The organism is Streptomyces sp. NPDC052687, from assembly GCF_040678395.1.
In the GTDB taxonomy this organism is placed as follows: Bacteria; Actinomycetota; Actinomycetes; order Streptomycetales; family Streptomycetaceae; genus Streptomyces.
Window position 1 is genome coordinate 59,140 of sequence record NZ_JBFATR010000032.1, and the last position, 19,141, is coordinate 78,280.

The 19,141-nt window shown below is 71.2% G+C and carries 16 protein-coding genes; 5 read left to right on the forward strand and 11 right to left on the reverse strand.

All coding sequences use genetic code 11. From position 1 onward, the window contains the following. Nucleotides 1-4: 4 nt before the first annotated feature. On the reverse strand, nucleotides 5-493 hold the full coding sequence (locus tag AB0K92_RS23350) for a MarR family winged helix-turn-helix transcriptional regulator (RefSeq protein ID WP_365925775.1): 489 nt from the start codon (nucleotides 491-493) through the stop codon (nucleotides 5-7). Further along, a complete protein-coding gene (locus tag AB0K92_RS23355; protein WP_365925777.1) occupies nucleotides 490-1,032 on the reverse strand; it encodes a MarR family transcriptional regulator in 543 nt (180 codons plus the stop codon). Before AB0K92_RS23355 ends, AB0K92_RS23350 begins: the two co-directional genes overlap by 4 nt. A gap of 123 nt (nucleotides 1,033-1,155) precedes the next feature. Here AB0K92_RS23355 and AB0K92_RS23360 point away from each other — a divergent pair, with 123 nt between their 5' ends. Both AB0K92_RS23360 and AB0K92_RS23365 read left to right on the forward strand, forming a co-directional pair. After that, nucleotides 1,156-1,908 (forward strand): BTAD domain-containing putative transcriptional regulator, encoded by a 753-nt coding sequence (locus tag AB0K92_RS23360; protein WP_365925779.1) that lies wholly within the window; start codon nucleotides 1,156-1,158, stop codon nucleotides 1,906-1,908. A gap of 101 nt (nucleotides 1,909-2,009) precedes the next feature. Next, nucleotides 2,010-2,975, forward strand: coding sequence for a pirin family protein (locus AB0K92_RS23365; RefSeq protein ID WP_365925781.1), 966 nt, complete (start codon nucleotides 2,010-2,012; stop codon nucleotides 2,973-2,975). 239 nt (nucleotides 2,976-3,214) lie between these two features. Here AB0K92_RS23365 and AB0K92_RS23370 read toward each other — a convergent pair whose 3' ends face one another. From AB0K92_RS23370 to AB0K92_RS23395, 6 genes are all read right to left on the reverse strand, one after another. After that, nucleotides 3,215-3,616: a transposase gene (locus tag AB0K92_RS23370; RefSeq protein ID WP_365925783.1), complete on the reverse strand. Its 402-nt coding sequence runs from the start codon at nucleotides 3,614-3,616 to the stop codon at nucleotides 3,215-3,217. 191 nt (nucleotides 3,617-3,807) lie between these two features. After that, nucleotides 3,808-4,098 carry a hypothetical protein gene (locus AB0K92_RS23375; RefSeq protein ID WP_365925785.1) on the reverse strand — a complete coding sequence of 97 codons (291 nt, stop codon included), beginning with the start codon at nucleotides 4,096-4,098 and terminating at the stop codon, nucleotides 3,808-3,810. Between the two features lie 28 nt (nucleotides 4,099-4,126). Next, nucleotides 4,127-5,395: a CHAT domain-containing protein gene (locus AB0K92_RS23380; protein ID WP_365925787.1), complete on the reverse strand. Its 1,269-nt coding sequence runs from the start codon at nucleotides 5,393-5,395 to the stop codon at nucleotides 4,127-4,129. Beyond that, nucleotides 5,392-7,809 (reverse strand): hypothetical protein, encoded by a 2,418-nt coding sequence (locus AB0K92_RS23385; protein WP_365925789.1) that lies wholly within the window; start codon nucleotides 7,807-7,809, stop codon nucleotides 5,392-5,394. Before AB0K92_RS23385 ends, AB0K92_RS23380 begins: the two co-directional genes overlap by 4 nt. 498 nt (nucleotides 7,810-8,307) lie before the next feature. After that, on the reverse strand, nucleotides 8,308-8,664 hold the full coding sequence (locus AB0K92_RS23390; RefSeq protein WP_365925791.1) for an STAS domain-containing protein: 357 nt from the start codon (nucleotides 8,662-8,664) through the stop codon (nucleotides 8,308-8,310). After that, entirely contained in the window at nucleotides 8,657-9,985 is a 1,329-nt protein-coding gene (locus AB0K92_RS23395) for a GAF domain-containing SpoIIE family protein phosphatase (RefSeq protein WP_365925793.1), read from the reverse strand. Before AB0K92_RS23395 ends, AB0K92_RS23390 begins: the two co-directional genes overlap by 8 nt. A 181-nt stretch (nucleotides 9,986-10,166) precedes the next feature. Between AB0K92_RS23395 and AB0K92_RS23400 the strand changes: the two genes are divergently transcribed. Continuing rightward, a complete protein-coding gene (locus AB0K92_RS23400) occupies nucleotides 10,167-14,348 on the forward strand; it encodes a SpoIIE family protein phosphatase (RefSeq protein WP_365925795.1) in 4,182 nt (1,393 codons plus the stop codon). Beyond that, nucleotides 14,348-14,647: an STAS domain-containing protein gene (locus AB0K92_RS23405; protein WP_365925797.1), complete on the forward strand. Its 300-nt coding sequence runs from the start codon at nucleotides 14,348-14,350 to the stop codon at nucleotides 14,645-14,647. Before AB0K92_RS23400 ends, AB0K92_RS23405 begins: the two co-directional genes overlap by 1 nt. Before the next feature lie 129 nt (nucleotides 14,648-14,776). Here the strand turns inward: AB0K92_RS23405 and AB0K92_RS23410 are convergent, their stop codons facing one another. Continuing rightward, the gene (locus AB0K92_RS23410) at nucleotides 14,777-15,316 is read right to left on the reverse strand and encodes a hypothetical protein (RefSeq protein ID WP_365925799.1); all 540 of its coding nucleotides are present in this window, start codon (nucleotides 15,314-15,316) and stop codon (nucleotides 14,777-14,779) included. A 999-nt stretch (nucleotides 15,317-16,315) separates the two neighbouring features. Between AB0K92_RS23410 and AB0K92_RS23415 the strand changes: the two genes are divergently transcribed. Continuing rightward, nucleotides 16,316-16,774: a DUF4383 domain-containing protein gene (locus tag AB0K92_RS23415; RefSeq protein ID WP_365925801.1), complete on the forward strand. Its 459-nt coding sequence runs from the start codon at nucleotides 16,316-16,318 to the stop codon at nucleotides 16,772-16,774. Nucleotides 16,775-16,924: 150 nt separating this feature from the next. Here AB0K92_RS23415 and AB0K92_RS23420 read toward each other — a convergent pair whose 3' ends face one another. Both AB0K92_RS23420 and AB0K92_RS23425 read right to left on the reverse strand, forming a co-directional pair. Beyond that, complete coding sequence (locus AB0K92_RS23420; protein WP_365925803.1) at nucleotides 16,925-17,815, reverse strand: phosphodiesterase; 891 nt, start codon at nucleotides 17,813-17,815, stop codon at nucleotides 16,925-16,927. A gap of 345 nt (nucleotides 17,816-18,160) precedes the next feature. Further along, nucleotides 18,161-18,568, reverse strand: a complete 408-nt coding sequence (locus AB0K92_RS23425) for a preprotein translocase subunit TatB (RefSeq protein WP_365925805.1) — start codon at nucleotides 18,566-18,568, stop codon at nucleotides 18,161-18,163. Between the last annotated feature and the right edge of the window lie 573 nt (nucleotides 18,569-19,141).

Below are 19,141 nucleotides of genomic sequence, written 5' to 3' on the forward strand. Positions count from 1 at the left end.
GACGTCAGCCGTTCCGGGCCGCCAGTTCGGCGTTCTCCCGCTCGGTGACGAGCGTGAGCACCCGCCCGGCGACGGCCAGGTCCTCCTCGGGGATCCCGGCGTAGATCCGCGCGGAGATCTCCTGCGTCTCGGCGGAGAGCGCGGCGTACAGCTCCCGCCCGGCGTCCGTCATCCGTACGTCGGCTCCCTCGGCCGCGACCAGCCCCTTGTCCGCCAGCCCGGTCACGGTGCGGTGCGCGTCGGCCGGGTCGGCCTTGAGCGCGTCGACGACCTCCCCGACCAGCGCGTCCCGGTCCACGGGCGCCCCGGCGACGGCGACCACCCGCAGGGCGACCGACTCCTGGAAGACCAGCCCGTGCCGGACGAGCACGGACTCGAGGACCGCGCGGGCGGCGTAATGGGCGAGGGCTAGGACGCGGCTGTTGAGGAGGGGCGTGGCGGGGGAGCTGTGTGGGGTGGACGCCGTGTCTGTGCGGATCGTGCGGATCGTCATGGCTGCTGCTCCTGCTGGTTCGCGTGATGGTCGGGAGGGGCGTCGAGCGGTGCGTGGAGCGATAGGTCGAGGGGTGCGTGGAGCGATACGTCGAGGGGTGCGTCGAGCAGCGTGAGGAGATCGCGGCTGAAGTCCCGGGCACGGGGACTGTCGAGGCCGCCGAGCGGCTCCAGCAACTGCCGGAGCAGCCCCTGGACGACGTCGATGGCCTGCCGGGTGACCTCCCGCCCCCGCTCGGTGAGGGCGAGCTGCACGGCACGCGGATCGCGGGGATCGCGGGCGCGTTCGAGCAGCCCCGCGGACTCCAGGGCGCGCGCCAGCTTCGACACGTAGAGCGGTTCGAGCCCGGTGTGGTCGGCCAGCCGCCGCTGGCTGGGACGCTCACCGGCGCGCTGCATGCCGTACAGCGAGGCCACCAGCGAGTACTGCGCGTGCGTGAGCCCCAGCGGGGCCACCGCGCGGTCGACCGCCACCCGCCACTTCATGGACAGCCGCCAGACCAGGAAACCGGGCGTGGCGCCTTCATGTGTCGCACCCATACGCAACACCGTACATGGCTACTATAGCCATGGCTACTATTTCCCGACCTCCCGAGAGTCCTCCGAGAGTCCTCCGACGGTCTCCGACGGGACGCCGTGGCGACCTCGGCATAACCTGGCGTTGTGGTCAGCGTGAACGAGACCGCGCCGCGCGGAGCGCACCTCGCGCTCCTCGGTGGTTTCTCCCTCACGGTCGGCGACGCACCGGTGCCCGTGCCGCCCGCGTCCGCCCGTCTGCTGGCCTTCGTCGCGGTGTCCTGCCGGGGCGCCGTGCCGCGCGCGCTCGTCGCCGGCAGCCTGTGGCCCGAGGCCCCCGAGCACTGCGCCAACGCCAACCTCCGGTCGGCGCTCGTCCGCCTGCGCGACCCCGGCCGCAGCGCCCTGGAGGTGACCTCCTCCGCCGTACGCCTGGCCCCCGGCGTCAGCGTCGACTACCACCGGGCGCGGGCACTCGCCGCGCTGGTGCTGGACCCGGACGGATCCCCGCTCCACCGCCCGAGATTCGGCGCCACCACGGTGCTGGACCTGTCCGCCGACCTGCTGCCGGGCTGGTACGAGGACTGGGTGCTGCAGGAGGCCGAGACGTGGCGCCAGCTGCGCACGCACGCCCTGGAGAGACTGGCCGCCGACTTCATGGCGGACCGGCGCCACCCCGAGGCGGTCATCGCCGCGCACGCCGCCGTACAGGCGGACCCGCTGCGGGAGAGCAGCCGGGGCACGTTGATCCGCGCCCATCTCGCGGAGGGCAACGCCACCCAGGCGCGCCGGGAGTTCGAGCGGTACGCGCGCCGGCTGCGGGTGGAGACCGGGGTGGGCCCGCCGGACCGGCTGCGCAGACTGGTGGCGGGGGACAGGGGCGGGCTGCGCGGCAGGTGAGCCGCGGCGCCCTGCCGGCGGACCGGCCGCGCTGACCTGCCCTGTCGCACGGTTCGGGCGTCGGCCTGTCGGCGGTGCCGCCGGGGGGCTAGGTTGGCGCCATGAGCAATCTCGACCGTCAGGCGGTACCGAGCGTGTGCGGCGGCCGTGGTTTCGTGGTGGCGGAACCGGTACGCGAACTCCTCAGCCCGCGCCGTGTGCCGCTCGGCGAGTCCACGGAGGTCCGCCGGCTGCTGCCCAACCTGGGCCGCCGGATGGTGGGCGCGTGGTGCTTCGTCGACCACTACGGGCCCGACGACATCGCCGACGAGCCCGGCATGCAGGTGCCGCCGCACCCGCACATGGGCCTGCAGACCGTCAGCTGGCTGCACGAGGGCGAGGTCCTGCACCGCGACTCGACCGGCAGCCTACAGCTGATCCGCCCGCGCGAACTCGGCCTGATGACCTCCGGCCGGGCGATCAGCCACTCCGAGGAGAGCCCCCGGTCACACGCCCGCTTCCTGCACGGCGCCCAGCTCTGGGTCGCCCTCCCGGACCCCCACCGGCACACCGACCCGCACTTCGAACACCACGGTGACCTCCCGGTCGTCACGGCGCCCGGCCTGCGGGCCACCCTGATCCTCGGCGACCTCGACGGCGCGGCCTCACCGGGGACCGCGTACACCCCGATCGTCGGCGCCGACCTCGCCCTCACCCGCGGCACGGACGTCCGCCTCCCCCTCGAACCGGACTTCGAGTACGCCGTCCTCTCCATGTCCGGCGAGGCCCACGTCGACGGCGTCCCCGTCCTCCCCGGCTCCATGCTCTACCTCGGCTGCGGCCGCACCGAACTCCCCCTGCGCGCCGACTCCGACGCGGACCTGATGCTCCTGGGCGGCGAGCCGTTCGAGGAAGAACTGATCATGTTCTGGAACTGGATCGGACGCTCCCAGGAGGAGATCGAACAGGCGCGGCGGGACTGGATGGAAGGGTCGCGATTCGGCGAGGTGAAGGGATACGACGGAGATCCTCTGCCTGCTCCCGAGCTACCGGCGACTCCGCTGAAGCCGCGGGGAAGGGCGCGTTGACCTGTACAAATGGTGGTTGGGTGGATGACGGTGGACGCCCCGTCCGTGTGCGCCGCGCCCTGGTGTCCCACCGCGTCTGCGAAGGAGGCTCGGCATGCTGCTAGCCCGCTGCGCTGCGCCTTTCCACGATGTGTCGAGGTGCCGGAACGCGACTGCCTTCAGGTGCCGGACCTCGAGCCGGCCCCGACCCCCTGGTTCGGTCCTTGTGGTCCAGGGCGATGGCGGCCCACGGCAGTTCCTCAACTGCTTGAGCGGGCCGGGAGGGTTCCCTTCACGACGGCGATGTAGTGGGCGCCTTGCTCGCGCGGCCAGATGCCGTTGGCGTGCTGGGTGTGGGCCGCGTCCGCGGTGACGACGGCGTCCTCCGGGACCAGGCCGTCCAGAAGAGGGACGAACGCGGGTGCCTCGTGGCTCTTCGTGTCGACCTGCCGCTGGGCGAGGACCGTTCCGGCATGGTCCATCGCGGCCGGCAGCCATACCGCTTTCCCGCCGGCCGCTCTTGATCCGCGCAGTTGTTTCCCGTCCACGGCGACCGCCCGCCACCGCGCTTTCCCTGCGTCCAGGTCAGTGGATCTGGCCTGCAGAAACGCGCTCACCGCGGCGTCGAAGGCGTCGCCGTCGAGCCGGCTGAGCAGCCGCATGACCAGCCCAACACTCGGCAACCACCCCCAACCCGCGACCTTGCAGAGTCCCTGACCATCGGGCAGCGAGACCCGGCGGTGACTCACGGCCGCATAACCGTGCAAGCGAGCAAGGTCGTCGGCGTCGAAAGCGGTTGGTAGGAGTCGGCCATGTCCGGATGCGACTGCCAGGACGGGGAGGGACAGACGGATCAGCCTCGGGTGAAGGTAAAAGTGATTCCCGCCCGCCCCGCCAGTTCGCCGCCGGACCCGAGCAGGGACACCGTTCCCTTCGCGCTCACCTCCGCGCTGAACGTCACCTCATTCAGCTGGAATTCGCCCGCGCGCTGGGGCAGCGAGGCGATTACGCCCTGCATCGTCGTGACGAAGTCGCCAAGGCGGGAGCGAAGTTCCTCGGCGGGAATCTCGGCGCGGGCGGCCCGCCATTCTTCGAGGCGGCGCAGGGTCAGCCGGTCGGTGCGCCCCGAGTCGGTGTCCTCCAAGCCGAGGACGCTGATCGTCTTCGCGGTGTCAGGGGTGGGCTGCGTCTGAGGCACGAGGTTTCTCCTCTGGTTTCGGGTGGACGTGCAGGCCGGGATCGGCGTAGGCGGCATACGTAAGACCGAGCGGGTTGCGTAGCGTGTACAAGAGGTGCAGGCGGGACTCGAGGAGTGCTCTGCCCAGCGGAATTCTGCGGACGAGGAAGCGTTCGTACAGGGCTGTGGAGAACGCCGCGGCGATGTCGTCGGGGATTTCCGTCTCGGTGCCGATGAAGCCGCGGTTGCCGTTCATGAGGAAGAGGTAAGGGAACGACGGCGCTCCCGGGGCGCGCATCCGGCCCGACCCGCAGGCGTTCATCATCACCAGCGGCAGGTCGAAGTTACGCAGGTCCTGGCTGGCGCCGAGGGCAACGAGGTCCGCCCCGAGGGCACCCAGCGTGGTGCGCGAGTGATGTCCCGCTCCGCTGAGTTCGATCTCGGAGGCGAGCGTGTCGTCCGAGCGCGTGTAGCAGTGACAGGCGAAATGCTGTACCTGGTCGGGAAGTTCGCGGCGGGTGCCGTTGAGAAGGAGCCGAGGGTCGAAGATCTGCTCGGCCAGGCCCGGTGCGCGCTCCGCGCCGTCAGGGTATGGGCCTTCGAGGTCGATGTGCGCGCTTCCGGCACCCCTGAACCAGGCCAGTTCTTCGACGGCTCCTTCGAGGTGCTCGTAGTACAGGTAGCGGGTGGGGACCTGGCCGTGCGGGCCGGTGTGCAGGGTAAGGCCGCCGTGGACCGGGGCGGGCAACATGGCCCGGCGCACCACGCACGAGAAGCCGACGAGGGTCCGGCAGGCGGTGATGAAGTCTTCGGGGGTCTCGATGGGCGCGCCTGGGAACATCCGGAACAGCGGCAGGAACTCCAGGGGCAGGAAGCCGTCCCGCCCGCCGACGCACTCGACGAGAGGGGGCGGCAGTTCGGGGTTCATGCCGTATGGCAGGGCGTTGTTCCAGAACGTTTGGAGTTCCTTGAGAATGGTCTGCTGCCCGCCGAAGAGGATGAAGAGCAGGGTGCGCCCGAGGCCGTGCAGGATCTGGAAGACCCGATTGAGGTTCTTGTCCTCGATGTCGAACGTGGTGAGCTCGTCCTTGAGGCGGGTCAGCCCCCGGTCCAGTTCCTGGCGAACCCTGAGCAGCGCGTCGCTGCCGAGCAGGGTGGCGCGCACGGGCACGACGCCGGGGCGCCTGGCGGTGAACTCCAGCCGGGTCGCCTCGTCGGTGGTCAGGACGCGTACGGAGATGTCCGGTGGCCGTGCCTCGTTCATGCGTTGCCTGTCGCCCCTGCCAGAGCCTGTACCTCTACCTTGAGGGCGACAACCTGGACGAGGTGGCCCGCCTGGTAGAGCTGGAACCACACCTCGTGGCTGCCCTCTTCCTCGGGCAGCCGGAACTCGAAAGCCGTCTGCTGCTCGTTCTCGACGAGGAGATTCCTGCGCTGTGGCAAGGGTGTGAGCGTCGAACTGTCGACCATGGCGTCGAAGGACACCGCACGGGTGTCCTTGCCGCCCTCGACGCGTACCGGCTCGAAGACGAAGAAGTCCCGGCCCGGGGGGCTCTCGACGACCGACGGCAGGTCACGGGCGCGCCGGTCGCGCACGACGGAGAGGAACAGCTTCACACGGTGCCCCGCCGGTGCCGTGACCGTGCCACCGTCAGCCCGTACGTCCTGCTGCCTGCGGTCCAGCTCGATCGCGAGGTAGCCGACGAAATTCGACAGGGCGGGGCCGGCCACGGACTCCTTGACCGAGGAGTAGATCGCGGCTCGGACATCCCGTTCGAACTGCCGGTGGAGTTCAGTCAGATGGGCCTTCAGGCCTTCGGCGACGGGACCGGCTGTCCGGCCGGCGACCTCCCGCGCGAGGGCGGTCAGGTCCAGGTCCGCGCCGGCCGGTAACCGCGGATCGAGTGAGGCGTACCTCTCCCGGACCGCCTGGCGTACCTCAGCGCGTACGCTGCTCCGCACCCGTGACGCCACGAGGTCGGCGAGTTCGTCCAGCCGGGTGCCGTCGAGAAGCTCTGGCTCCTGCGGCCGGTGCCGCCCGGATCGGTCCGAAGGCTCGTCACCGCTCAGCGCGCCGGCCAGCCGGATCATGTACGGGCCCGAGGGGTCCGGCGGCAGGGTGATGTGCATGCGCTTAGCCAGGTCGTACCGGTAGACCTCGACCGCGTCCGCCTTGGCTTGGTTCACCTCGACCAGCAGCCTGCGCGCCTGCGCCAGCGCTATCACGGCCAGGAGCAGCGGCCCCCAGACGAGCGGGACGGGCCGCCAGTCCGTGTAGCGGAAACCACCGAAGCCGGTGAGCGCGATGAGCAGCCAGGTACCCGCCGTGCACAGGGCGGCGGCGACGGTGATCCGCCAGACGAGGACGCCCCGCTCCCCGCGCCGCACCTGTCGCAGGACCTCATCGGAGGCGACCAGGGTGATTCGGGGCCAGACCTCGTCGATGGCGAGGCCGGTGGTGAGGGCCGTACGCCGGTGAAGTTCGATCACGGCGGCGGACCGGAGGGGTTGTGCGAGAGGCCGCCACCAGGTGGGGACGCTGTCCGGAGCCGAGCCCAGTTCGTGCAAGCGGCGCTCCCGGAGCCGCTCCCGCTCGCGTTCCCAGGCCTGCTCCCGCTCCCCGTTCCACTCGCCCTCCGGGGACGACCACTCAGGCCCGTACCTGTCATGTTCGCGTGACAGCCGGCCGGAGCGGTCCGGACGCCACGGAGGCCCGGCCTCATCCTGCGCCAGCCCTCGTACGTGCCGGGCCATCTCGACCGCCCAGCCCTCCGGCTGTCCGGTGCCCGTCCACAGCAGCACGCCGTTCTGCACCAGCAGCAGAACGGCGCCGGCCACGGCCAGCCAGCCGACCCGCAGCAGCCGTTCGCCGGAGTCCGCCGCGCTCCACGGCTCCCCATGGGGCATCGCCCACGCGACACTGGCCAGCGGGACCAGGATCCCGGCGAGCTGCGCCCCGGGCGGAGCCGTCCAGCCGCGACGACCAGCGGTCCTTCGGCGGAGAGCGGAGGTGAGAGAGAGCGCACCGACGGCGAGCAGCGGAACGCCCACCGCGACACCGCCCGCCCACCACGCGGCCGCAGTCTCGCCCCGCAGCGCGAAGCCCGCCACCACACCACCCGCGCCCAAGGCTCCGGCGGCCCCAAAAATCCTCAGGTACCTGTCGTTGGCCGACCAGCCCTGCGCATCAGACAGCCAGAAACCCGCAGCCAGTGCCACCATCGCGCCACCGAGGGCCCAGGCCGCCCACAGAGGCCCCTCGGCCGCGAAGCGGGCGGTGAGCCAGGCGCCGCACGCCTCGGACAGAGCGAAGGGAGCGATGGTGAAGATCTCGTCGGACGGGGTGTGGCCACTGGCCGATCCATAGCGGTCGCTGACGTTGGCGGTGCGCCAGGACGCCGCGCCGAGCAGTGCCAGGAACAGGCCTCCGGCCGCCCAGGCCGTCGCGTCCTCCTGAACGCGGGTCAGCCTGGCGACAATCACGATCAGTTCGCCCACGAAAGCCGTCGCCAGGCTCCCAGTCGTGTACAGGTGCAGCGTCCGGATTTCCCCCTGACGAGTGGACTGGCGGCTGCGCCGGACGCGGGCGACGGCCGCCTCCGCGCACCACACGGCGGCCGCCGCGATCACCAGCCAGCCGCTGAGCAGCCACAGACCGTGCGCCGCAGCGTCGTGCACGGGAACGAGTACAGCACCTGCGCCGCCCACGGCGACCAGGACCGTCGCGGCCGTCGCAAAGAGGACGACGCCCCGCGTCGTGCCCGTGCTCCCCGCCATCACATCCCCGTCGGCTAGTCCGAGTTCGGTAACTCAACAGTCAGTATGGCCAGTTGCGAGACCGTCCGCGATGCCCCGGACGAAGGCGCTCATGGAGTGGTATTGGGGTCACGCAGTTCTTCAGCTGAGCACGGCCCGTTGGCCAGCTGCAGGACAGGGCTTGCTCGACCGGTCACGGCCGTCATGAGATCCGTCAGCTGAAAGTCTGCACGGTGAGCAACCTGCTCGTCCCCGGAGCCCGCCAGGGACTTTGCAAGGTCGCGGGAGCCGATAGGCCTCGGTGCGCAGGTCATCATCCTGGGCGGAGGGAAGAGCGGTGCGCGCTTCGCCACGGAGCAGGCACTGGACGGCAGCGAGCGGGAGCGCGGCGAGGAGGCTGTGACGACCCGGCCGCGGGCCTCACGGCTGCGTTGTGCCGACGGCGTCCTCGATGGTTGGTTGGAAGGTGAAGAGCTGGTCGAGACCGACGATGCGGAACACGCGCATCAGGTCGTGCCGGACCCCGGCGAGGGTAAGGGAGCAGCCCGCTGCCTGGGCGCGCTGGTACGCGCTGACGAACACCGTGATGCCTGTCGAGTCGCAGTACGTCAGCGCACTCAGGTCGATCACCAGACGGGCTCCGGCCGTGAACGGCGCTTCGTCCAGGGCGAAGGTGAGAGTGCGGGCGGTGTGGTGGTCGAGCTCGCCGGCCACGGCGAGGACAGTGGCGCCGGAGGGGTGGTCGTCGTGGGTGACGGTGAGATTGTGATCAGTCACCGGTTCTCCTGTGCGAGTGGTGTGGTGCATCGGGGACGGAAAGGGCGAGCAGGGCGGTGTCGTCACTGACTCCGGCGCCCAGGTCGGTCAGGAGCTTGTCGACCGTGCCGAGCAGCTCCTCGGCGGTCCGGGGAGCACCGGCGGACAGGTAGCGGGCCAGTCCTTCCTGTTCCAGCATGCTGCCATCCGCCGTGCGGGCCTCGGTGAGTCCGTCCGTGTAGAGCAGCAGGGCGTCCCCCGGACGCAGGCGGGTGGCCGCCTGCACGAACTGGGGATCGGGCAGCAGCCCGATCAACTGGCCGCCGAGCGTGGAGACGGGCTCGACGGTGCCGTCGGCGCGCAGCGCGAGGGCCGGGGGATGACCGCCCCCGGCCAGCTGCAAGGAGAACGACCCATCCGGTCCGGGTTCCAGCACGCCGAAGACGGCGGTGCAGAATCGAGGGCTGTCTCCCTGGTGTTCGCTTTTGAGGACGCTGTCGAGGTTGCGCAGGGCCACGCACGGGTCCGGGTCGTAGATGGCGGCCGCACGCAGGGTGTAGCGGGTCAGCGAGGTCAGGGCTGCCGCGTCGGCACCCTTTCCGCACACGTCACCGAGGAAGAAGGCCCAGCGGCCGTCGTCGAGCGGAAACAGATCGTAGAAGTCCCCGCCGACCTCGTCGGCCGAGGCGGGGTGATACGCGGCGGCCGCGTCGAGCCCGGGCACGGTCGGCAAGGCAGGCGGCAGCAGGGCGCGCTGCAGTGCGCGGGCGAGTCGTTCGGCATCGGCGCGCCGGCTGCGTTCGGCCGCGACGGTGCGCAGGGCGGACAGCCGCAGCTCCAGCTGGTCCATCACCAACGATGCCAGGTCCTCCAGCGCGGCGATCTGATCCTCGGTCGCCTCCCGGGGTGAAGTGTCGAGCACGTTGACCGTGCCCAGCCGCTCCCCGGAGGCGGTGACGATCGGCGCGGCGGCGTAGAACCGCACGCCCATTTCACCGTGCACCAGGGGATTGGCGGCCGTACGCGGGTCGGTCAGCGCGTCGCGCACCACATAGGGGGCGCTGTGGAGGATGGCGGAGGCGCACAGGCCCGGATCGCGGCCGATCTGCGTGAAGCCGTCCAGGCCGTGAGCGGCCTTGAACCAGACGCGGTCGGTGTCGACGATGGCGACGGTCGCCATGGGCGTGCCGAAGACGCGCGCGGCCAGCGCCGCGATCCTGTCGAAGGCGCCGTCGGGCGGCGTGTCCAGGATCCGGTATCGGCGCACCGCGGCCAGCCGCTGCTCCTCGTCGCCGGGCACGGGGACTGCGGCAGTCCCGGACGTGCCGCCTGTGGCCGTCACAGCGGTCTCCCCCCAGCTCCTGCACACCCGCCGGGCCGGGCGGTTGTCCTATCCTACAGATTGCGTCACGGGCTCTTCGCTGCTGCGGATCGCGGTGGGGCCGGGGGCGCGTGCGCGGAGGCGGTGACGGGCCCCGGTCCGGGAGACGACCGCAGACCGCTGCGGAACGAAGGGGTGGCCAGTGGTGAGGTCCAAGGACACTGAGCACAGTCCGTCGCCGACGGCCGTGCCGGAAGTGTTCGCCGCCGACGAGGAGATCGGACGGGACCTCGCCGCCGTCGACTGGGAGGCCACCCCTCTGGGTACGCCGGATGGCTGGCCCCAGAGTCTGCGCACCGCCGTGAGTATTCTCCTGTCGTCACGCTTCTCGATGTGGATGGCCTGGGGCCCGGAGCTGACGTTCCTCTGCAATGCCGCCTACCGGCGTGACACTCTGGGCCGGAAGTATCCGTGGGCACTGGGACGGCCGGCCAGCGAGGTCTGGGCGGAGATCTGGGACGACATCGGGCCCCGTATCGACAACGTCCTCACCACCGGCATGGCCACCTGGGACGAGGCGCTGCTGCTCTTCCTGGAACGCTCGGGCTTCCCCGAGGAGAGCTACCACACCTTCTCCTACAGCCCGCTGCGCGATGACGACGGCAGCGTCGTCGGCATGCTGTGCGTGGTCAGCGAGGACACCGAGCGGGTCATCGGTGAGCGGCGGATGGCCACGCTGAGGGATCTGGGCTCCGACCCCACCGTGGTCCGCACCGAGCAGGAGATGCTCGCGTTCGCCGGCCGGCAGATGGATCACAACGCCCAGGACCTGCCGTTCACCCTGACCTACCTGTTTCAGGAGGACGGCTCGGCGCAGCTGGCAGCCACCACCGGCATCGACGCGGGACATCCGGCTGCCCCCCGGACTCTGACGGCCGGCGACCCGGCCCCGCTCTGGCCCCTCCGGGAGCCCGCCCGGGGCCAGAGCACGACGGTCGCACTGGAGGGCGACGCGTTCACCGACGTGCCGGCCGGCCGCTGGCCCGAGCCGCCTCTGCAGGCGCTGGTGGTGCCCCTGCTCGGACACGGCAGTTCCCCGTACGGGTTCCTGGTGGCCGCTGTGAACCGCTACCGCCCGTTGGACGAGGGCTACCGCGGTTTCGTGGAGCTGGTGGCCGGGCATCTCGCAGCGGGCATCGCCAGCGCGCGCAGCTACCAGGCCCAGCAGCAGCGCGCCGAAGAGCTCGCCGAGCTGGACCGTGCCAAGACCGCGTTCTTCTCCAACATCAGTCACGAGTTCCGCACCCCGCTGACCCTGATCATGGGCCCCGTGGAGGAACTGCGCGCCCGGCTCGCCGGCAGCGACTCGCAGGTGCGTGAAGACCTGGAGGTCATCCAGCGCAACGGACTGCGCCTGGGCAAGCTGGTCAATACGCTGCTGGACTTCTCCCGCATCGAGGCCGGCCGGATGCGCGCGAGCTACGAACCGGTCGATCTGGCCGCCGTCACCGCCGAGCTGGCCAGTGTCTTCCGCTCCGCGATCGAGAAGGCCGGCCTGGAATTCACGGTGGACTGCCCGCCGCTCGACGAACCGGTGTGGATCGACCGCGGGATGTGGGAGAAGGTGGTCCTCAACCTTCTCTCCAACGCGCTGAAGTTCACCTTCGACGGGTCGATCCGCGTCACCGTGCGGACGGACGGCGGAGAGGCCGTCGTGACCGTCACGGACACCGGCATCGGAGTGCCCGCCACGGAGATGCCCCGCCTGTTCGAACGTTTCCACCGCATCGAGAACGCGCGCTCCCGCTCCAATGAGGGCAGCGGTATCGGACTGGCCCTCGTCAAGGAACTGGTCGGCCTGCACCACGGCACCATCACCGCTGATTCGACCGAGGGCGAGGGCACTCGCTTCACCATCCGTCTGCCCTTCGGCTCCGCCCATGTGCCCGCCGACGCGGTGAGCGCCACCGCCACCGCACCCGCGACCGTGGCCGGCACCGACGCGGATCCGTACGTGCAGGAAGCTCTGCGCTGGCTGCCCGGAGAACAGACCGGTCCAGGGCCGTCGGACGTCACCAGCGTGGACACCGCGGTCTTCGACACCACTGCCGATCCGGGCGCGGTGGCGGCGGGCAGGGTCCTGGTCGCCGACGACAACGCCGACATGCGCGAGTACCTCACCCGACTGCTGACCGGAGCGGGATACCAGGTCAGGACCGTCACCGACGGTCTGGAAGCCCTCGACTCCATTCGAGCACAGGCTCCCGACCTGGTCGTCAGCGACGTGATGATGCCGCGCCTGGACGGCCTGGCCCTCGTAGCGGCTCTGCGCACCGACCCGCGCACCGCGGCCGTCCCCGTCCTGCTGCTGTCCGCGCGGGCCGGGCAGGAAGCCTCCATCGAGGGCCTGCAGGCGGGCGCCGACGACTACCTGGTCAAGCCCTTCGCGGCGGCCGAACTCCTCGCCCGCGTCCGCGCGAACGTGGAACTCGCCCGCCTGCGCAACCATCACGCCCGCTGGCGCACCGCCCTGGTCGACTCCCTCCAGGAGGCGTTCTTCGTCTGCGACGAGAGCGGCGCGGTCATCGAGATCAACACCGCCTTCACCGAGATCCTCGGCTACGGCCCCGAAGGACTGCCCTACGCGCCGATCCACCCCTGGTGGCCGGACGCGCAGACAGACGCCGACGCTCACCAGCGGGTCCAGGAAGCCTTCACCCAGCTGATGAGCAGTCGCAGAGGTACGTACACGATCCCCGTGACCCACCGCGACGGACGCCGTGTGTGGGTGACCGCCAGCTTCGCCCAAGCCGAAGATCCCGACACCGGCCGCCGCGTCACCGTCGGAACGTTCCGCGACGTGACCGCCGAGCACTACGCCATCCAGCGCGAAAGTGCCCTCGCCGCCCTGAGCACCCGCCTGTCGGAGGCCACGAGCCTCGCCGACGCGCTCGGCGGCGCCCTCAGCGAGCTGCGGAGTCTGTGGCGGGCCCGGCGCGTGATGGCAGCGGTCTTCTCCGGCGGCGACGAACCCGCCCTGACCACCACCGGCACCCCGGTGAGCTGGCAGCAGCTGTCTCCGGAACACCGGCGGACGCTCACCTCGCTGCGCCGGCGGTCCACCCTCACGCCGGACGTCGACGGATCCGGGGCCGGCATCCTTCTCGAACACCCCGACGGCCCCTTGGCGCTCTGGGTCGACCTCGGTGATCAGCGGCCGTTCACCAGCGAGGACGAGCTGCTGCTGTCACTGCTGGCCGGCCACCTCGCCCAAGGGCTGAGCCGGGCTCACCAGATCGACCAGCAGCGCGAGACCGCCCTCGCCCTTCAGCGTGCCATCCTCGGTCCCTCCCAGCTCCCCGCAGGCTTCGCCGTCCGCTACGAGCCCGCTACCCAGCCCCTGGAAGTCGGGGGGGACTGGTACGACACGGTCCCCCTGCCCGACGGACGCATCGGCATCGTCGTCGGCGACTGCGTCGGGCGCGGGCTGAAAGCCGCCGCTGTCATGGGGCAACTGCGCAGTGCCTGCCGCGCGCTGCTCCTGCAGGACGCCGACCCGGCGCAGGTCCTGATGGCCATGGACCACTTCGCCGCCGGTATCCCCGGCGCCATGTGCACCACCGCCTTCTGCGGCGTCCTGGACCCCGACAGCGGCCACCTCAGCTATTCCAGCGCGGGTCATCCCCCCGGCATCCTCGCCCACCCGGACGGCACCACCCACCTGCTCGAGGACGGACGCTCCAGTCCCCTGGCCGTCGCCCCCGGGAAAGCACGACCCCAGGGCGCATGCACCGTGCCCGCCCGCGCCACCCTGCTGCTGTACACCGACGGCCTCGTCGAACGCCGCCGCCGCCCGCTGACAGCCGGCATCGACCAGGCCGGCGAAGCCGTCCACAACGGGCGCGACACCGCCATCGGCACCCTCGCCAGTGACGTCATGGCCCGCCTGGCGCCGGCCGGCGGCTACGACGACGATGTCGCTGTGCTGCTCTACCGCCACCCCGCCCCCCTGGAGATCACCTTCCCGGCCGAATCCGCGCAGCTCGCCCCCGTCCGCAAGGCCCTGCGCAGCTGGCTCGACCGATGCGACCTGCCGCCCCACATCGCCCAGAACGTGCTGGTCGCCGCCGGGGAAGCATGCGCCAACGCCATCGAACACGGTCACCGTCACACCCCGGGCGACACCGTCCGCCTCCGCGCCGAAGCTCTCGTCGACGAGCTGCGTCTCACCGTCGCCGACACCGGCCACTGGAAGACACCCGAGCCGGAGGCCAACCCCCACCGAGGACGGGGGATCACGCTCATGCGCGCCCTGATGCAGCACGTCACCATCACACCCGGCCCGGTCGGCACCACCGTCGACATGCACACGAGGATTGCCTGATGCCCACGCCGCTCACCATCACCACCGGCCGTCGCCCGGACGACACGGCGGTCCTCAAGGCCGTAGGCGAAATCGACATGACCAACGCCGACACCCTCGCCTCACACCTCGGCAAGACCTCGGGCCGCCTCGTCGTCGACCTCACCGACGTCGAGTATCTCGACAGCGCCGGCCTCAGCGTCCTGTTCGCCCACGCCGACCGCATCGAACTCATCGCCGGCCCTTTGCTGTTGCCCGTCCTGACCGTTTCAGGACTCGCCGACCTGATGACCATCCACAGCGCGGACACGGATCACTGACACGTTGAATGACACGGAAACAGATGAATCTCGCCGGCTTCGAAGATTCCTGGTACCTGGCTCGTGGCGCAAGCCTCCCCGGTGGCATGACGACCGCAGTGGTACTTGCCGTGACAGCCATCGCCTGTCTTACTGCGGCGTACCACCCGGATGGCCCTTCGGCAGCACACCGGCGGCATACCGCCACAGGCTGACCGCTTCCTCGAGCGCGCGGGGATCGAGCTGGGTTCCCCACCGACGGTATGCCGCCAGGGCCCGGCTGCCCATGTCCTCCAGGTCGTGGGCGACCGGACGGTCCGCAGCGGCGACGGCGTCCCGCAGCCGTGCCGGAACGGCGTCCGGCCGGTACGGGGCCAGCAGGGCGAACAGCCGTACGGCGGTGTCCCGGTCGGCGTCCGTCTCGGGACATCCTCGCGCGGTCCAGCGGGCGCTGTGCAACAGCGCCACGAGCCGCAGTCCCTCCCGGTCGAGGATGCGCGGGGGTGCGCCGCGCGGTGTGGCCGGGCTGTACGCGAGGACGGCCTCGGCCTCTGCCAGGGCGTCCCGGTGCAGCACCGCCTGACGGTCTCCGCGCTGATGGGCGCCGAGCCGTCGCACGAGCGACGCGGCGAGGTCGAGGAGCATGGTGCCGTCCGGGTGGGAGTCGGTCGGGGGGACGTTCGGCCGCACTGGCACCGAAAGGGCCGATGAACACCTCCGGTTCCCGCTGCACGGCGGCGCGCGGACCGGCCAGGCCCGGCCCGTCCAGGGCGGTGAGGGTGACGAAGCGGGGGGTGAGGACCTCGCCCGTCGCCCAGATCGCCCAGAACACGCCGGCCAGGGCCACCGCCAGTCCGCCGACGGCGAGCGCGAGGTCGCCGCCGCCGTGCAGCTTGCCGGTGGCCGCGAACGGCAGCCCGCCGAGCAGCAGGCCGCCCACGGCCGCCGTCGCGGCGACCGTCCAGCTGCCGTGGCCCGCATGTCCGCGACCGCGGTCTGCGCCGCGGAGACGGTGACCGGCAGCGGGGCCGCCTCCTGCGGGTCCGCCGGTACGGGCAGGGCCATGTCGGCCCCCGGAAGTTTCGGGGGGGAAGGGGGCGAAGGTTGGTGTCGGCAGCTGCAGTGTTCGCGCGGCGCTTCGTTCTCGGCGGGGAGCCGGCTGAGTGCTCGGCGCGAGCGTGGAGCCGCTGGGCGTGCGGGGCGGGATGTCGTAGAGGACGGCTCCGGCGGTCCGCAGACGACCGTACTGGATGGCGAGGGCGACCAGCCTGCCGGGCGGCCGGGAGATGTGCCAGGCCAGGGACCGGCGGAAGCGCGCTGGGGTGACCGTCCGGCTGGATCCGGCGGGATGATCTCGCTGGTGAGGCCGTGACGGACTCCTGGCTGGCCCCGGTGATGAAGACGGCGACGCGTTCACGGATTCGTCGCCGCCCAGTGCCTTGCCGGGTGACGGCTGCGCCTCGCTGGTGGTCGCTGACAGAAGAGCTGCTCGCCGGTAGGCGCAGACCATGAACGCGGCGGTCCCGGCATGGGGGAGCGGGCCGCTCCGCACCCACCTGACGCGTAGCCCGGCCTCGCGATGATGCGCATGGTGCTCTCGTGACATGTCTGTGGCGGCTGGGGGCACTCGGGGAGGGCAAGAGCGGACCGGGCAGCCGGCCTGCCTTCGAGGGCGTACAGGGAGTCGCCATGTCCACACACGCACGTGCCGCCCGCACTGCCCGAACGCCGGTACAGCAGGCCGCCCTGGCCGTGGGTGCGGTCTTCCTGCTGGTCGGCATCCTCGGCTTCATCCCGGGCATCACCACGAACTACGACACCATGGAGTTCGCCGCACACCACTCCGAGGCCAAGCTGCTGGGCATCTTCCAGGTGTCCATCCTGCACAACCTCGTGCACCTGGCCTTCGGCCTCGCCGGACTGGCACTCGCGCGCACCGCGGCACAAGCACGCCTCTACCTTCTCGCCGGGGGCGCCATCTATCTGGTCCTGTGGCTGTACGGGTTGATCATCGACCACGACAGCGCCGCGAACTTCGTCCCGGTCAACACCGCCGACAACTGGCTCCACCTCGTGCTGGGCCTGGGAATGATCGCACTGGGCGCCCTGCTCACCCGCAGGTCCACCCCCACACGGACTGCCGGCTGACCGGCAAGGATCATCACCGGCCGCAAGCGCGGCGCCCGACAGGGGCGCCGCGCTTTTGCAAGAGCACGGCGTGGCGGCAGCGGCACGCTCAGAGGGACGCGCCGACGGGCAGATCTCGGTGTCCGATCGATCCGAGTGCGGGACGGCGGATCAGCCGTCCAGGTCGCCCGCCCCGCGGCCCGCGCGAGCGCGGCCCGTGCGTGAGCCGGTGTACGCCGCGCGGCGCGTCGCGGCCAAGGCGCCGCCGGGGCGGAACTGCTCAGCGCTGTGCGCGTAGATGTCGAAGCCCACACTCTCCTGTGGCTGCGCGGCCAGAGGCGCGGTGACCGTCAGCACGGCGAACGTGCGCCAGCCGCCGGAGACCGCGGCGCACAGATCGAAGACGAGCGGTCCGCCGTCCAGGGCGTCGGCCAGGGCGGCCGGATTCCCGGGCACGGGTGCCTGCGGGGTACGGCGGGGAAAGGCGGCCAGAACGCCGCGGCGGCCGGCGACCCGGTACGGCAGCAGGCTCGAGTACGGGCCGCCCAGCGCGTCGACGCGCGGCACGGGCAGATGCCGCAGGACACGCCCGCGCCCACTGCTCGTCAGCAGGAGATCCACAGGACGGCCCGGACCGTCGGCGCTCGCGACACGAACGGCCAGCCCGAGTCCGTCGGGCAGCCGCTCGGGCAGACCGGCCGCCCGGGACAGGCGGACCGTGGCGGCGTACCGCCCTGCCGTGTCCAGCCATGGCACGCCCCACGGCTCGCCCCTGTCGCGGACGATCTCCAGCGTGGCCGCGCAGGTCAGCCCGCGCGGGTGCAGGGCCGGGGCCCCGCGCAGCGAAGCCAGCCACCGGAAACCGGCCTCGACCGTGAGAAACGGCCACCGGCGCGGCGGCGTCCGCCGTCGCCGCTCCCCGGCGGCCGGGGCGTCGTCCCCAGCAGCCTCCGTCACCGCGCTCAGGGGCCGATTCAGCTGCTCTCCCACTCCTCGACTCTCCTGCGTGTCCTCGTCGTGCGTGCCCTCGCCCCGCGCCGGGGACGGTGTCTGCTCGGTCATGGCGGTCCCTGCCGTCCGGTGGTGCGGAATCGGGGTCGGCAAGACCTGCCGGTGACCAGCCCGTCGCGGCGGGCATGGCGACCGCCCTGCGGCTCCGCAGCCGCCGCGATGCTCACGGGCGCCGTGTCTCCGGAGCTCTCGTCCTGCCCGAAGCGCCTCCTCTGAAGCCAGCCGAGTACCCCGACCGGAGACCGTCACCACGCTGCGGTCGGCAGGGGGGGCGCATTCGGTCGTCCACTGCCTCACCGGCGTGGCCCTCCCTGTCGAGCTCTCCCAGGCGCGAAGCCGTGCCCCGGGCCGGGGGCACGGCTTCGCAAGACAGAGGCTTTTCGCGCTGGGCAGGTGTCAGACGCAGATGCTGCCGGCGCAGAGCTTGACGTTGACCGGCAGGACGGTGATGCCGAACTTGCTCAGGTAGGTGTTGATCGCGGCGGTCTCCAGGTTCAGCAGCTGGACGGTGACCGGGGCGTTGACGTTGTTGTCGGCCACGTTGGCAAGGGCGACCTGCAGGTCCGACAGCTGGGTCCCGGACAGCACGTTGACGTCCCCGATGGACACCGTCGTACCGTTGAGCACGTTGTTGACGGTGATCAGGCCGGAGCAGTTCACGGTGTGGTCCGGGCCGCCGCCCTGGTTGGAACACGTGTAGCTGTGGCCGCTTCCGGCGTTGGTGCCGGCCGCGGCGGGGGCGATGGCGGCGCCGGTCAGCGCGGTCGTCACGGCGGCAGCGGCAGCGATGCGTGCGAGCCTCATGAGGTGTTCCCTTCTGCGAGCCTCCGGGCACGGTGCCGGTGGCATGTCGTCGTGCGGGACGTTGGAAGTCTTGGCCACCGCAAAGGGCCGCCCAAGGTGATAACCGGCAGGAGTGCGCCGAAGGTCCGCCGACACGTGTCACGGAGGTGACGGTGCAGGTGACGGTCTTCACCGAGCGCGCACAAACGGAATATGGATGTAGGTTCCCTGTCGGCCTGCTCGGGCGGTCCCGGGCGGACAGCAGAGGCCAGCGGGCTCTCGGCAGGTCACTTCGCGCTGTCGCTTCAGTGGTCAACCAAGTCCGGCGTGCGCATCTTGCCAGGCCGGCGTTCGGGCCAACCGCGCGGTGATGGCCGCAACTGGCGACCCAGCTGAAGCACCTGACTGCTTGGCCTGTACCGGAGCGCTGCGTACCGCTGTCCCGAGCCGGGACGACCATGGAATGTGCAGCCGGCCGGGGCGCGGCGGGACGCGTGCTCGCCTAGGCCGTTTCCTTCGGATCATCGGATCGTTGGTCTGGGTGTGTCGTTGACTGACGCCCAGTGGGCACGCATTGAGCCGTTGCTGCCGGAC

Excerpts from the sequence above, each read along its gene's own strand:
- AB0K92_RS23350 (WP_365925775.1), bottom strand. The coding sequence starts at position 493 with ATGACGATCCGCACGATCCGCACAGACACGGCGTCCACCCCACACAGC.
- AB0K92_RS23355 (WP_365925777.1), bottom strand. The coding sequence starts at position 1,032 with ATGGGTGCGACACATGAAGGCGCCACGCCCGGTTTCCTGGTCTGGCGG.
- AB0K92_RS23365 (WP_365925781.1), top strand. The coding sequence starts at position 2,010 with ATGAGCAATCTCGACCGTCAGGCGGTACCGAGCGTGTGCGGCGGCCGT.
- AB0K92_RS23370 (WP_365925783.1), bottom strand. The coding sequence starts at position 3,616 with ATGCGGCTGCTCAGCCGGCTCGACGGCGACGCCTTCGACGCCGCGGTG.
- AB0K92_RS23380 (WP_365925787.1), bottom strand. The coding sequence starts at position 5,395 with ATGAACGAGGCACGGCCACCGGACATCTCCGTACGCGTCCTGACCACC.
- AB0K92_RS23405 (WP_365925797.1), top strand. The coding sequence starts at position 14,348 with ATGCCCACGCCGCTCACCATCACCACCGGCCGTCGCCCGGACGACACG.
- AB0K92_RS23415 (WP_365925801.1), top strand. The coding sequence starts at position 16,316 with ATGTCCACACACGCACGTGCCGCCCGCACTGCCCGAACGCCGGTACAG.
- AB0K92_RS23420 (WP_365925803.1), bottom strand. The coding sequence starts at position 17,815 with ATGACCGAGCAGACACCGTCCCCGGCGCGGGGCGAGGGCACGCACGAC.
- AB0K92_RS23425 (WP_365925805.1), bottom strand. The coding sequence starts at position 18,568 with ATGAGGCTCGCACGCATCGCTGCCGCTGCCGCCGTGACGACCGCGCTG.